The sequence below is a fragment of the Microbacterium aquimaris genome (assembly GCF_039531285.1).
GTDB lineage: Bacteria > Actinomycetota > Actinomycetes > Actinomycetales > Microbacteriaceae > Microbacterium > Microbacterium aquimaris.
On record NZ_BAAAPT010000002.1, the window covers coordinates 478,122 to 490,092 of the forward strand.

16 protein-coding genes and 2 tRNA genes are annotated in these 11,971 nt (G+C 68.9%); 10 read left to right on the top strand and 8 right to left on the bottom strand.

All coding sequences use genetic code 11. The features are described 5' to 3' along the window. Window positions 1–8: 8 nt before the first annotated feature. Together ABD204_RS11815 and ABD204_RS11820 are read left to right on the top strand one after the other, a co-directional pair. On the top strand, window positions 9–476 hold the full coding sequence (locus ABD204_RS11815; RefSeq protein WP_194424680.1) for a globin: 468 nt from the start codon (window positions 9–11) through the stop codon (window positions 474–476). Between the two features lie 25 nt (window positions 477–501). After that, window positions 502–2,163 carry an FAD-binding dehydrogenase gene (locus ABD204_RS11820; RefSeq protein ID WP_194424679.1) on the top strand — a complete coding sequence of 554 codons (1,662 nt, stop codon included), beginning with the start codon at window positions 502–504 and terminating at the stop codon, window positions 2,161–2,163. 7 nt (window positions 2,164–2,170) lie between these two features. Here ABD204_RS11820 and ABD204_RS11825 read toward each other — a convergent pair whose 3' ends face one another. After that, entirely contained in the window at window positions 2,171–2,842 is a 672-nt protein-coding gene (locus ABD204_RS11825) for a DUF8185 domain-containing protein (RefSeq protein ID WP_194424678.1), read from the bottom strand. Window positions 2,843–2,902: 60 nt separating this feature from the next. Between ABD204_RS11825 and ABD204_RS11830 the strand changes: the two genes are divergently transcribed. After that, a complete protein-coding gene (locus ABD204_RS11830) occupies window positions 2,903–3,805 on the top strand; it encodes an acyl-CoA thioesterase (protein ID WP_194424677.1) in 903 nt (300 codons plus the stop codon). A 12-nt stretch (window positions 3,806–3,817) separates the two neighbouring features. Here the strand turns inward: ABD204_RS11830 and ABD204_RS11835 are convergent, their stop codons facing one another. Genes ABD204_RS11835 through ssb form a run of 4 tightly spaced genes read right to left on the bottom strand, consistent with a single transcriptional unit; the run spans window position 3,818 to window position 7,132 of the window. Continuing rightward, the gene (locus ABD204_RS11835) at window positions 3,818–4,306 is read right to left on the bottom strand and encodes an acyl-CoA thioesterase (RefSeq protein ID WP_194424676.1); all 489 of its coding nucleotides are present in this window, start codon (window positions 4,304–4,306) and stop codon (window positions 3,818–3,820) included. Next, window positions 4,299–5,978 carry an energy-dependent translational throttle protein EttA gene (ettA, locus tag ABD204_RS11840; protein WP_194424675.1) on the bottom strand — a complete coding sequence of 560 codons (1,680 nt, stop codon included), beginning with the start codon at window positions 5,976–5,978 and terminating at the stop codon, window positions 4,299–4,301. Before ettA ends, ABD204_RS11835 begins: the two co-directional genes overlap by 8 nt. Window positions 5,979–6,034: 56 nt before the next feature. Continuing rightward, window positions 6,035–6,574, bottom strand: a complete 540-nt coding sequence (locus ABD204_RS11845; RefSeq protein ID WP_322597608.1) for a DUF6993 domain-containing protein — start codon at window positions 6,572–6,574, stop codon at window positions 6,035–6,037. Between the two features lie 36 nt (window positions 6,575–6,610). Then, window positions 6,611–7,132 carry a single-stranded DNA-binding protein gene (gene ssb, locus ABD204_RS11850; protein WP_194424674.1) on the bottom strand — a complete coding sequence of 174 codons (522 nt, stop codon included), beginning with the start codon at window positions 7,130–7,132 and terminating at the stop codon, window positions 6,611–6,613. 205 nt (window positions 7,133–7,337) lie between these two features. On the opposite strand from ssb, the gene ABD204_RS11855 reads away from it, so the two are divergent. Beyond that, entirely contained in the window at window positions 7,338–7,589 is a 252-nt protein-coding gene (locus ABD204_RS11855; protein WP_194424673.1) for a hypothetical protein, read from the top strand. Between the two features lie 17 nt (window positions 7,590–7,606). Here ABD204_RS11855 and yczR read toward each other — a convergent pair whose 3' ends face one another. After that, complete coding sequence (gene yczR / locus ABD204_RS11860; protein ID WP_194424672.1) at window positions 7,607–9,031, bottom strand: MocR-like transcription factor YczR; 1,425 nt, start codon at window positions 9,029–9,031, stop codon at window positions 7,607–7,609. Between the two features lie 200 nt (window positions 9,032–9,231). Between yczR and ABD204_RS11865 the strand changes: the two genes are divergently transcribed. Further along, window positions 9,232–9,678, top strand: coding sequence for a YczE/YyaS/YitT family protein (locus ABD204_RS11865; protein ID WP_241747989.1), 447 nt, complete (start codon window positions 9,232–9,234; stop codon window positions 9,676–9,678). On the opposite strand, the gene ABD204_RS11870 is transcribed toward ABD204_RS11865, so the two are convergent. Next, a complete protein-coding gene (locus ABD204_RS11870) occupies window positions 9,679–9,891 on the bottom strand; it encodes a methyltransferase (protein WP_194424671.1) in 213 nt (70 codons plus the stop codon). It lies immediately after the preceding gene. 89 nt (window positions 9,892–9,980) lie between these two features. Then, window positions 9,981–10,053, bottom strand: a tRNA-Arg gene (locus tag ABD204_RS11875). A 63-nt stretch (window positions 10,054–10,116) separates the two neighbouring features. On the opposite strand from ABD204_RS11875, the gene orn reads away from it, so the two are divergent. The 5 genes from orn (at window position 10,117) to ABD204_RS11900 (ending at window position 11,967) form a co-directional block, all read left to right on the top strand. After that, complete coding sequence (orn, locus tag ABD204_RS11880) at window positions 10,117–10,740, top strand: oligoribonuclease (protein WP_194424670.1); 624 nt, start codon at window positions 10,117–10,119, stop codon at window positions 10,738–10,740. 37 nt (window positions 10,741–10,777) lie between these two features. Continuing rightward, window positions 10,778–10,853: transfer RNA gene (locus ABD204_RS11885), tRNA-His, on the top strand. Then, window positions 10,854–11,204, top strand: a complete 351-nt coding sequence (locus ABD204_RS11890) for a metallopeptidase family protein (RefSeq protein ID WP_194424669.1) — start codon at window positions 10,854–10,856, stop codon at window positions 11,202–11,204. It abuts the tRNA gene before it with no gap. Further along, window positions 11,201–11,497: an ATP-dependent Clp protease adapter ClpS gene (clpS, locus tag ABD204_RS11895; RefSeq protein ID WP_194424668.1), complete on the top strand. Its 297-nt coding sequence runs from the start codon at window positions 11,201–11,203 to the stop codon at window positions 11,495–11,497. Before ABD204_RS11890 ends, clpS begins: the two co-directional genes overlap by 4 nt. After that, entirely contained in the window at window positions 11,494–11,967 is a 474-nt protein-coding gene (locus ABD204_RS11900) for a DUF2017 family protein (protein WP_194424667.1), read from the top strand. The genes clpS and ABD204_RS11900 overlap by 4 nt, the downstream gene beginning before the upstream one ends. Window positions 11,968–11,971 lie beyond the last annotated feature (4 nt).

Genomic DNA, 11,971 nt, shown 5'->3' on the forward strand with positions numbered 1-11,971 from the left:
CAGCGACGATGACCGATTCGACACCGGGGAGTTTCTACGACCAGGTCGGCGGGCACGACACCTTCGTCAGACTGGTCGACGTCTTCTACGACGGCGTCGCACAGGACGACCTCCTCAAGCCGATGTATCCCGAAGAGGATCTCGGCCCGGCCAAAGAACGTCTGTTGATGTTTCTGGAGCAGTACTGGGGCGGACCGACGACTTACAGTGAGCGACGGGGTCATCCACGCCTGCGCATGCGTCATCGTCCCTTCCACGTCGATCCGCCCGCCCGCGACAGGTGGCTGACCCACATGCGCGCCGCGGTCGAATCCCTCCGGTTGCCGCCGCTGTACGAGGAGACGCTGTGGGACTATCTGCAACGGGCCGCGCATGCGATGGTGAACACGTTCGAGCCCGCCGGCATCGGCGCGCCGCCCGACGGGCGGGATCGTGGGAACCTGTCGGTGACCGTTCGCGACGACACGCCCGACTGACGCCCCTCGAGACGAAGGAGTCCCGATGACCGCCCCCGTGAAGACCGACGTCCTCGTCATCGGATGGGGGCTGGCCGGCCTGGTCGCCGCGAGCGAGGCACTCGCGGTCGGCAAGCACGTGACGGTCATCGACCAGGAGCCCCGCGCCAACCTCGGCGGGCAGGCGTGGTGGTCCTTCGGAGGGCTCTTCTTCGTGGACTCCCCCGAGCAGCGCCGGATGGGCATCCGCGACTCCCCGGAGCTGGCGCGGCAGGACTGGTTCGGAACCGCGGGCTTCGACCGCGAGGAGGATGCCTGGCCACGTCGTTGGGCGGAGGCCTACCTCGAATTCGCCCATCGGGAGAAGCGCGAATGGTTGCGGGCGAAAGGCGTGGGGTTCTTCCCGGTGGTCGGCTGGGCCGAGCGGGGCGGCTACGGCGCCACCGGGCCGGGAAACTCCGTGCCCCGCTTCCACATCGCCTGGGGGACGGGACCGGCATTGGTCGCCCCGTTCCAGGCCGACCTGGAACGGGCGGAGTCCGTCGGGCGCGCCACGGTGCTCCCGCGTCACCGCGTGCGGGAGCTCACCGTCGACGCGGGCACGGTCACCGGGGCCTCCGGCGATGTGCTCGCCCCTTCCGGCGCGGCCCGTGGCGCGGAGTCCTCGCGCCAGGTCGTCGGTGATTTCCGCATCGAGGCGGCCGCGACGATCGTGGCATCCGGCGGTATCGGAGGCAACCACGACCTGGTCCGCAGGCGCTGGCCCGACCGGTTGGGTTCCCCGCCGGCGACGATGGTCACCGGCGTCCCGGCCTACGTCGACGGTTCGATGCTCGAGGTCACCGAGAACGCCGGTGCCCACCTCATCAACGGCGACCGCATGTGGCACTACGTCGAAGGCCTGCAGAACTGGGACCCGATCTGGCCCGGGCACGGGATCCGCATCCTGCCCGGCCCCTCGTCCTTGTGGCTCGACGCGACCGGGAGGCGGCTTCCGGTCCCGCTGTATCCGGGCTTCGACACGCTGGGTACCCTGGCGCACCTGCGCACCTCCGGCCACGACCATTCGTGGTTCGTGCTGTCGCAGAAAATCGTCGAGAAGGAGTTCACCCTCTCGGGGAGCGAGCAGAACCCCGACCTCACGGGCAAGGATCTGAAGCTCCTGTTGCGTTCCCGACTCGGAAAGGGACCGGGTGGGCCCGTCCAGGACTTCCTCGATCACGGCGCCGACTTCGTCGTGCGTGACGACCTCGATGCACTCGTGCGCGGCATGCGCGAACTCCCCGGCGGCGACGTGCTGGACGCGGACCTGGTGCGCTCAGAGGTCGAGGCCCGCGACCGGGAGGTGGGCAACACCTTCACCAAGGACGCGCAGATCGCGATGCTCCGTTCCGCTCGCGCGTACCGCGGCGACCGCCTGATCCGCACCGCGTCGCCGCATCGGTTGCTCGATCCGGCGGCCGGTCCCCTCATCGCGGTGAAGCTGCACGTCCTCACCCGGAAATCGCTCGGCGGCATCGAGACCGACCTCGCGTCCCGCGCCCTCAGGGCCGACGGCGACCCCGTCCCGGGGCTGTACGCGGCCGGCGAGGCGAGCGGGTTCGGCGGTGGCGGAGTCCACGGCTATCGTGCGCTGGAGGGCACGTTCGTCGGGGGGTGCCTCTTCAGCGGCCGCGCCGCCGGGCGGGCCGCCGCGGCGGCGGTCTGAACACCGCTCACCGCGCGCCGGTGGCGCGCACCTCCGTGAGGCCGACACGCGCGGGGCCTCGGACGAGGACGTGTCCGCGGTCCAGCGTGACGCGGGTCCAGGGCCCGTTCTCGAAGACCGTCGCCGTTTCTTCGCCGGCGATGAAGCCGAGTGCGAAGGCGGCGAACGCCGTGCCGAGCGGAAGATCGGCCAGCGCAGCGTCGGGTTCGCCCCACACCGCCGCCCGGACTTCGCGCACGACGTCTTCGCCCGGATCGACGGGCATCGCCTCCGCGACCGCCGCGATACCGAACTGTGCACGCGTGGCCAGCACCGACGCGGCCAACGCGCCGCTGGGCTTCCAGCCGCCGCGCGGCGGAGACACACCGGCCCAGGGCGCCGAGAGAGCCGTGTCGGGCAATTCCAGCGCCGACGCGGAACCCTCTGCCGGCGCCAGAGCGGCGGCGTCGACGACGATGTCACACTCCAGCTCGGGGTCGGCCGGGAGTATCCGCATGGCCAGCACGGTCGGAGTCCGGTCGAACAATCCACGCGGCGAAAGCGGGGCGGCGGTCATCACCAGGACGCCGCGGGACGCGCGGAGGCGGACGGCCCCGTCGCCGAGAGGACGGGTCCGGCCGGCGAAGGTGAGCGCATCCGCGGCGGCGTGCGGGTCGGCGAGCAGGAGGCGCGGGGACATCCGACTTAGACTATCGACCAGCCGTGCTCCCCGCGGCGTGACCGGCATCCGGAAGGCACCATGACCGACGTCGACCCCGTTTCGCCCGCACCCGGCGACACCGACCCCGTCGCCCGCATGTTGGATGTCCTCGACCTCTCCTCGACCGCGGCGCGGACGACCGAGGACATCTTCATCGGCTCCTCCCACGCGATGCCCCTCGGGCGCGTGTTCGGCGGCCAGGTGCTGGCGCAGTCGATCGTCGCGGCCGAACGGACGATCCCCGACGACCGCGCGGTGCATTCGATGCACGGGTACTTCCTGCGACCGGGTGATGCCGATAAGGGGATCACCTTCGCGGTGGACCGCATCCACGACGGTCGTTCCTTCTCGACCCGACGCACCCAGGCGTTCCAGGAGGGTGTGCCCATCTTCTCGATGATCGCGTCGTTCCAGGACGAGGACCCCGGAATGGAGCATCACGCCCCGATGCCGGAGGGGCTCCCCGCCCCCGATGCGCTTCCCGACATCGAGGCGCACCTGAGCGGGATGAACCCGATGTCGAAGAGCCTCTTCGTGGATCGCCCGATCGATCTTCGGCACATCCCCGGACCGATCTACCTTTCGGTCGACGGAGAACACAGCCCCAGCCAGGCGGTCTGGCTGCGGGTGCGACGACCGATCGGCGACACCCCCGTGATCCACCGCGCGGTTCTGGCCTACATGAGCGACCTGACGATCCAGGAGCCGATCCTGCGCGCCCACGGGATACCGTGGGCGAAGCCGGGGCTCAAAGTCGCCAGTCTCGACCATGCGATGTGGTGGCATCGCTCGGCCCGCGTCGACGAGTGGCTCCTGTACGTGCAGGAGTCACCGAGCGCCCGCGGTGGACGCGGGCTGGGCACCGGTCGCATATACACGCAGGACGGCATACTGGTTGCCAGCATCGCCCAGGAGGTGATGGTGCGGGTGCCGACTCCGTGACCGGCGCGCGCGTCAGCGGCGGTGGCCGAACGTGATCGGCTCACCCAGGAACGGCTCCCACGCCGCCCGTTCCTCGGCGGACAGCTTCATCGGGCGCCCCGTGGCGGCATCCACCTTCACGACGACGCCGGTCGCCCGGGCGAACACCTCCGGCTCCGGATCGGTGATCGGCCCGCACACCTCGTAGCAGACCTCGATGCTCGATCCGCCGAGGCGTCCGAACCAGATCTGCACGTCGAGCGGTTCACGTCGGTAGGGCACGGGCGCGAGGTATTCGATCTCCTGCCGCGCGATCAGCGTCAAAACCCCGCTGTGCAGCCCGGAGTCCAGCACAGCCGTGGACGGTGCCGTCTCCCCCTCCCGCGGCGCCCAGAACGCCCGCACGCGCGCCTCCTCGAGGAGCTTGAGCATGGTGGCGTTGTTGACGTGGTTGAACGCGTCGAGATCCCCCCACCGCAGGTGGATGGGGATGTGCAGACGACCGCCGGTGGTCTCAGTCACGCGTGAGCTTGCGGTAGGTCGAGCTGGACCGGTTGAGCGCGTCGGGCCCGAGCCGCTCGAGCTTGTTCTGCTCGTACGCCTCGAAGTTGCCCTCGAACCAGTACCACCGGTCGGGGTTCTCGTCCGTGCCCTCGTACGCCAGGATGTGCGTCGCGATGCGGTCCAGGAACCACCGATCGTGCGTGATGACCACGGCACAGCCGGGGAATTCGAGCAACGCGTTCTCGAGCGAGCCGAGCGTCTCGACGTCGAGGTCGTTCGTCGGCTCGTCGAGCAGGAGCAGGTTCCCGCCCTCCTTCAGCGTGAGGGCGAGGTTCAGGCGGTTGCGCTCTCCTCCGGAGAGCACGCCGGCCTTCTTCTGCTGGTCGGGACCTTTGAACCCGAACTTCGACACGTAGGCGCGCGAGGGGATCTCGGTCTTGCCGACCGTGATGATGTCCAGTCCGTCCGAGACGACCTCCCACAGCGACTTGTTCGGGTCGATGCTCGAGCGGGTCTGGTCGACGTAGCTGATCTTGACCGTCTCGCCGACCTTCAGGTCTCCGCCATCGAGGGGTTCGAGACCCACGATGGTCTTGAACAGCGTCGTCTTGCCGACGCCGTTGGGTCCGATGACCCCGACGATGCCGTTGGGCGGGAGGCTGAAGCTGAGACCGTCGATGAGCGATCGACCGTCGAAGCCCTTCTGGAGCTTCTTGGCCTCGATCACGATGTTGCCCAGTCGCGGCCCCGGTGGGATCTGGATCTCCTCGAAGTCGAGCTTCCGCGTGCGTTCCGCCTCTGCGGCCATCTCCTCGTAGCGAGCCAGACGGGCCTTCGACTTGGCCTGGCGTCCCTTCGTGTTCGAGCGCACCCAGTCCAGTTCCTCGGACAGGCGCTTGGCGAGCTTCGCATCCTTCTTGCCCTGGATCTCCAGGCGCTCACGCTTCTTCTCGAGATAGGTGGAGTAGTTGCCCTCGTAGGGGTAGAGCCGCCCGCGGTCGACCTCGGCGATCCACTCGGCGACGTTGTCGAGGAAGTACCGGTCGTGCGTGATCGCGATGACCGCGCCGGCATACTTCTGCAGGTGCTGCTCGAGCCACAGCACGCTCTCCGCGTCGAGGTGGTTGGTGGGCTCGTCGAGAAGCAACAGGTCCGGCTTCTGGAGAAGGAGCTTGGTCAGCGCGACACGACGCTTCTCACCTCCCGACAGGTGGGCGATCTCGGCGTCACCCGGGGGTGTGCGCAACGCGTTCATCGCCTGCTCCAGCTGAGAGTCGAGGTCCCACGCGTCGGCGGCGTCGATCTCCTCCTGCAGCTGCCCCATCTCCGCCAGCAGGGTGTCGAAGTCGGCGTCGGGGTCGCTCATCAGCGCGGAGATCTCGTTGAACCGGTCGAGCTTGGCCTTGATGGCGACGCCGTCCTGGATGTTCTCGAGCACGGTCTTGGTCTCGTCCAGCTCGGGCTCCTGCATCAGGATCCCCACGGTGAAGCCCGGGCTGAGCTTCGCCTCACCGTTGGAGGGCTGGTCGAGCCCCGCCATGATCTTGAGGATCGTCGACTTGCCGGCGCCGTTCGGGCCGACCATGCCGATCTTCGCGCCGGGGAGGAACGACATCGTGACGTCGTCAAGGATCAACTTCTCGCCCACGGCTTTACGCGCGCGGACCATCTGATAGATGTACTCAGCCATAGCGCGTCCAGTCTATGCGGCTCGGAGCCCCCGCCGCGCCCGGCCCGGGACGGCGATCACCAGTCGATGACGCGGGTGTCCCCGACGAGGCATCCGCCACCGGGAAGGACATCGACAACCACCGTGAACGGATCGCCCGTGGCCGGTCCCACCTGCCCGACCAGGCACTCTTGCCCCCATTCGACGGAGAACTGGATGCTCTCGGCGGGGTTGCCCACCGTGGACATGTCCTCGGTGACCTGCATGGCGTCCTTGTCGAACCCCGCGGCCACCAGCGCATCCACATACGCGCGTCCGGACGCGCGGTCCTCCCCCGCCCAGACCTCTTCGACGATGAGCGTGAAGTAGGCGAGGTTGTCTTGGGCCGTCCCGTCGGGATCGAGGGCCGGTTCCTCCGGTGTCGGCGTGGGCGTCGGCGTGACATCGATCGACATCGTCGGTGTCGTGGCCGGCTCCGACTCGGGGGCGAAGACCCCGCAGCCGGCCAGAGCGATCACTCCGACCAGGGACAACACGCCCACGCCGCGACGCGACGCGCTGCCCGGACGGATCGGGGTCGGACGCGGGAGGAGGGCGACTCGCAGGCGCGGGGACACGATGCCGAGTCTACGGGGACGGACCTGTGCCCCCGTTCAGAACGGCGTCGGGTCGGCGCCGACACGGGAGGGCGCACCCCAGTCCCCCGGAGCCGCCCCCGACATCTGCTCGGACGGATCCGAAGATGCGCGCGCCCCATCGTCGCCGCGCGTTGCGACATCCTCCCCCGGCGATCCCGGTCGGTCGGCGTCACGGCGGGGATGTTCCATCGGGACGAAGGTCGTCGTGCCGAAACGGAGGTCCGGGCCGATCGCATCGACGTCCAGTTCCGGGACCGTGCGCCAGCCGTGCTCGGTCTGCCACGACCGCAGACGCAACCGCCCGGCGACGACGATCCGGTCCCCCTTCTGCAAAGACCGGGCGACATGGTCACCGAACTCGCGATACACCGAAACGGTGTAGTAGTTGGCGTCGACGTCGACGAAGCGCCCCGCCCCGCTGTCGAACTTCCGCCGGTTGGAGGCGAGGCGGAAGCTCGTGACCGATGTGCCGTCGGGAAGCCGCTTGATCTCCGGCGGGGTGGCGAGGTTGCCGATGACGGTGATGGTGTCGTTCATGTCTCCTCCTCGGGTGCGGGGACTGTCCCCTCAGGCGACGGGCTCGTACCCGGCGGCCGTCGACACGACCAGCGTCCCGGAGACGGCGTCGACGGGCACGGACGTGCGGGCGCGCCGTGGACAGGGCGCGAGGGAGATCACCTGTGCAGGAGAAGAACCGCGATGTCCGGGGTCGAAGATAGCTTCGACACGAGAGGAGTCCACCATGACTGTCGCGACCCATTCTCCGGCGCCCCGCCTCACACGGAGCACGCCTGTGCACCTGCAGCCGGCGTCATCCGGTCTCTGGCGTGTGCTCGACGCGCACGGGCATATCCTCGGGCATCTCGAGCGCGCGGGAGACGAGGGCGAAGGGCGTTGGCGGGCGCGGCGCCTCAACCCCCTGCGCAGACAGTTCCAGAGCCTCGGCGAGTTCTGGTCACCCGACGACGCCGTGGACTGCATCCGCTATCTGTGAACAGGTCCGTCACCGGTTCACACGACAGAGGCCAACGTCTCGGCGCCCACCTGCGGCGCAAGACGCCGCACCTCGGGCCATCGCTCCGCGAGGATGCCCGCCGCCCGCCGCAGGGTCTCGGCAGACGCGGTGAACGGCACGCGGAGATGTCGATCATGTCCTCCCTCGAGAGAAAATCGCGGTCCGGCAGAGAGGAGGAGCCCTCGTGGACGCACGTCCAAGACCAGCGCCGAGCTCAACGGTGCGTCCAGGCCGATCCACAGCGAGACGCCGCCACGCACGTCGGGAACCGACCAGTCCGGCAGGTGCGCACGCAACGATCGCACGAGTGCGTCGCGACCTTCTCCGAGCACGTGTGCGCGCTGCGCGATGATCTCGTCCATCCGTCCCACGAGACGACGCGCGATCTCCTGCTCCAACTCCGGGGTTCCGAGGTCGCCCACCGGGCGCGCGGCCACCAGGCGGCGGATCAGGCCGGTCTCGCCGCGGACCCACCCCACCCGGAGACCGCCCCAGACGGTCTTGCCGACCGAGCCGATGCGCACGACGTGTGCGGGATCGGCGGAACGGAAGGAGCGGTCCCCGGTGCGGTGGTCGATGCCGAGGTCTGCCGTCGTCTCGTCGACGATCAACGTCGTGCCGGCGCGTTCGGCCTCCCGGAGGAACACCGCACGCTCCGTGTCGGACATCGAGCGCCCCGTCGGGTTCTGGAAGTCCGGCATGAGGTAGGCGAGCATCGGCATCGTCCGGCCGAAGGCCTGGACGGCACGGTCGAGGTCCCAGCCCTTCGAGGTCGTGACCGGGACACCCACCAGACGGGCCCCGGCTCCCCGGAACGCATCTGCGGCGTGCGGGTAGGTCGGCGTCTCCAGCAGCACGCGATCACCACGCCCGACGAGCGTGCGTGCGATCAGGTGGATGGCGCTCTGCGCACCGTTGGTGATGAGCAGTTGGTCTGGGTCGGTGGGCAACCCGCGCGCAGCGTACCGGGCGGCGATCCCCTCCCGCAGCCGGAGGTCGCCGATGAGGTCGTACCCGGAGCGACCGATGATCGACGACGCACCCGCGGCTGCCTCCGCGACCACGCCGGCAAGGCCCGGCCACGCGGGCGGACCTGCACGTTGCAAGTCGATCGCGCCGTCCGCACCACCGGCGTGCCCGGGGTCGTCGCGGCGCAACGGAAGCGTGATCGAGCCCGAGCCGCGCACGCTGGCGATGTGGCCCGTCTCGCGGAGCCGGCGATATGCGGCCGCGACCGTGCTGCGGCTGAGCCCGAGCGCGCGGGCGAGTTCTCGTTCGGCGGGGAGGGCCGTGCGCGGCGCGATGCGGTTGTCGATGCAGAGCAACCGGACACCGTCCGCCAGGGCCTCGTACGCAGGCTCACGCGATCGCCACCCTCCGAGAGCCGAGGCCAGGGCGCGGGCTGAGATCTTCGCATCCACGAAGCCAGATCTATCACATTGGCCTGTTTACCTCGCGCCAATCCTGAGATTGGATCGCGTCATGCGACGCCGCGTCCTCCGGCTGCTCACCTGTCTCGTGTTGTACGGGGCCGGTTGCGCCCTGACGGTGCGGGCCGGGATCGGCGTGGACGGTCCTCGCCGAGGGGGTCTCCGCCCGAACCGGTATCGGCGTCGGCTGGGTGACCGATCTCATCGGGTTCGCGGTGCTCCTGGTCTGGATCCCGCTCCGTCAGCGCCCCGGCGTCGGCACGGTCGCGAACATCCTCGTCGTGGGCTGCGCGATGCAGGGGGTACTCGACCTCACCCCACCCGTGGAGGGCATCCTCTGGCAACTCCCGGTCTGCGTGGTCGGGATCGGCCTCGTCGCGGTCGCCTCGGGTTTGTCCATCGGGGCGCACTTCGGCCCCGGCCCCCGAGACGGCCTCATGACCGGGATCCATCACCGTTGGGGATGGCCGCTGTTCCTCGCGCGCGGTGGCGTCGAACTGACGGTGCTCACCCTCGGGTGGGCGCTGGGGGGAACCGTCGGTGTCGGCACCGTGATGTTCGCGGTGCTGATCGGCCCGCTCGTGCACATCGCGATGCCCCTGTTGGACACGCGACCTTCTCCGCCCGCCCGCGCGTGATCAGTGCTGGCGGAACTGGGGCCAGTCCGACCCGGGCTTGAGGTGGGCGTGGAGCGCGTTCTTGGCGATCTCCATCGTGGGATAGGTGCCCGTGGTCTCGTCTGCACCGGCCATCGTGACGGTGTAGCCCTCATCGTCGTGGCGGATGCTACCGACGACTCCCGCGGGTCCGTAGGCGACCCACAGTCCGTGCGTGGTCTCGGTCGTTCCCATGGTGTGACTCCTTTCCGACATTGCCGAAGATACGCCGAACCCGGCGCGAGCGGAAGGGGTTGCGCCGGCGCCCGAAGGGACCTGCAGAGCGCCCCCGACAGGACTCGAACCTGCAACCACCGGATTAGAAGGCCGATGCTCTATCCATTGAGCTACGAGGGCCCTTCCAGAGTAGCGGCCGATGCACGCGGGGCCGGTGCCGATGCGGTCGATAGGATGGCCGACATGGCCGGGAGCGAGAACGACAGACTCGTATGGATCGACTGCGAGATGACGGGACTCGACCTCGCGGTCGATGAGCTCGTCGAGATCGCCGTCGTCGTGACCGATTTCGAGCTGCGCATGCTCGACCCCGGCTTCGAGGTGGTGATCAAACCGTCCGACGCGGCGCTGTCGCATATGAACGACTTCGTCACCTCTATGCACGAGTCCTCCGGACTGCTCGATGAACTTCCCGGAGGCGTCACTCTCGCGCAGGCGCAGGTCCAGACGCTCGCGTACATCCGCCGCTTCGCCCCGCTTGCCGGCAAGGCCCCCCTGGCGGGCAACACGATCGGGACCGACCGCATGTTCCTCGCGAAGTACATGCCCGACGTCGACGACTACCTCCACTACCGCAACGTCGACGTCTCGAGCATCAAGGAACTCTCCCGCCGCTGGTACCCGCGCGCCTACATCCACGCCCCGGCCAAAGACGGCGGGCATCGGGCGCTCGCCGACATCAAGGAATCGATCCGCGAACTGGCCTACTACCGCCAGGCGGTGTTCGTCCCCGAGCCGGGTCCCACCAGCGACCACGCACGGACCGCTGCAGCGTCGGTGGTGTCATCGTTCGCTCCGAATATGTGAGAGAATCTTCTGGTTGCCCGCTCAGCGGGAGGACATGGTGGCTATAGCTCAGTTGGTAGAGCACCGCGTTGTGGTCGCGGGGGTCGCGGGTTCAAGTCCCGTTAGCCACCCCAATGCATGACATGGATGCCGAGACATTCGAGGCGCTCGTCGTGGACGAGCTCGATCGTCTGCCCGACGACATGGTCGAGGGCCTCGACAACGTCGTCTTCGTGGTGGAGGACCGTCCGGAGGACGGCAGCCTCGACCTGCTCGGACTGTACGACGGCTGGTCGTTGACCGAGCGCGATCGATACGGGATGGGCGAGTTGCCCGATCGCATCATCGTGTACCGGGAACCTCATCTGGATCGCTGCGCCGACGAGGACGAACTCCGCGACGAGGTCCACACCACGCTCGTCCACGAGATCGCCCATTTCTACGGCATCGACGACGACCGGCTGCACGAGTTGGGGTGGGCATGACCGCCGCGCCCACACTTCCCGCCGTCGAGGGACGCACCGACGAGCACACGCGCCGGGCGCGGGGGTGGCAGACGGTGGTCTGGAACGACCCCGTCAACCTGATGAGCTACGTCGTCCACGTGTTCCGGACGTACTTCGGATACCCCCGAGAGCGGGCCGAACGTCTCATGCTGGCCGTACACCACGACGGGCACGCCGTCGTCGCCGAGGGAGCACGGGAACAAATGGAACTGCACGCACAGGCGATGCACGACTACGGTCTCTGGGCGACCGTGAGAGAGGCGCCGGAATGAGCGACGGAAAGACCCTGATCTTGGAGATCACGCCCCTCGAAGCGGCGCACCTGACCGATCTGGTGCGGCAGTTCGCCGAGCTTCTCGAAAGTTCACGACCCGCCTCCGACCCTGCCGTGGCGCGGCTGGTCCCCGACGTCTACGCCGACGACCCGGCCGGCTCCGCGGAGTTCCGCCGTCTCACCGAGCCGACCCTTCTGGAGCGCCGCAGCGACGACGCGGCCCTGGTCATGTCTTCGCTCGCTCCGCTCCTGGCCGAAGACGGCGGTGACCTCGATCCGGTCGCCCTCCCCCTCGACCCGCCGACCGCTTCCGCGTGGATGCGCTGCCTCGCCGCGCTTCGCCTGGTCTTGGCCGAGCGACTCGGCATCCAGGACGACACCGACGGCGATACCGACGACCCGCGCTTCGGGGTGTACGAGTGGCTGGGCTACCGCCTCGACGGCCTGGTGAACGCCCTCGACGCCTGAGCAG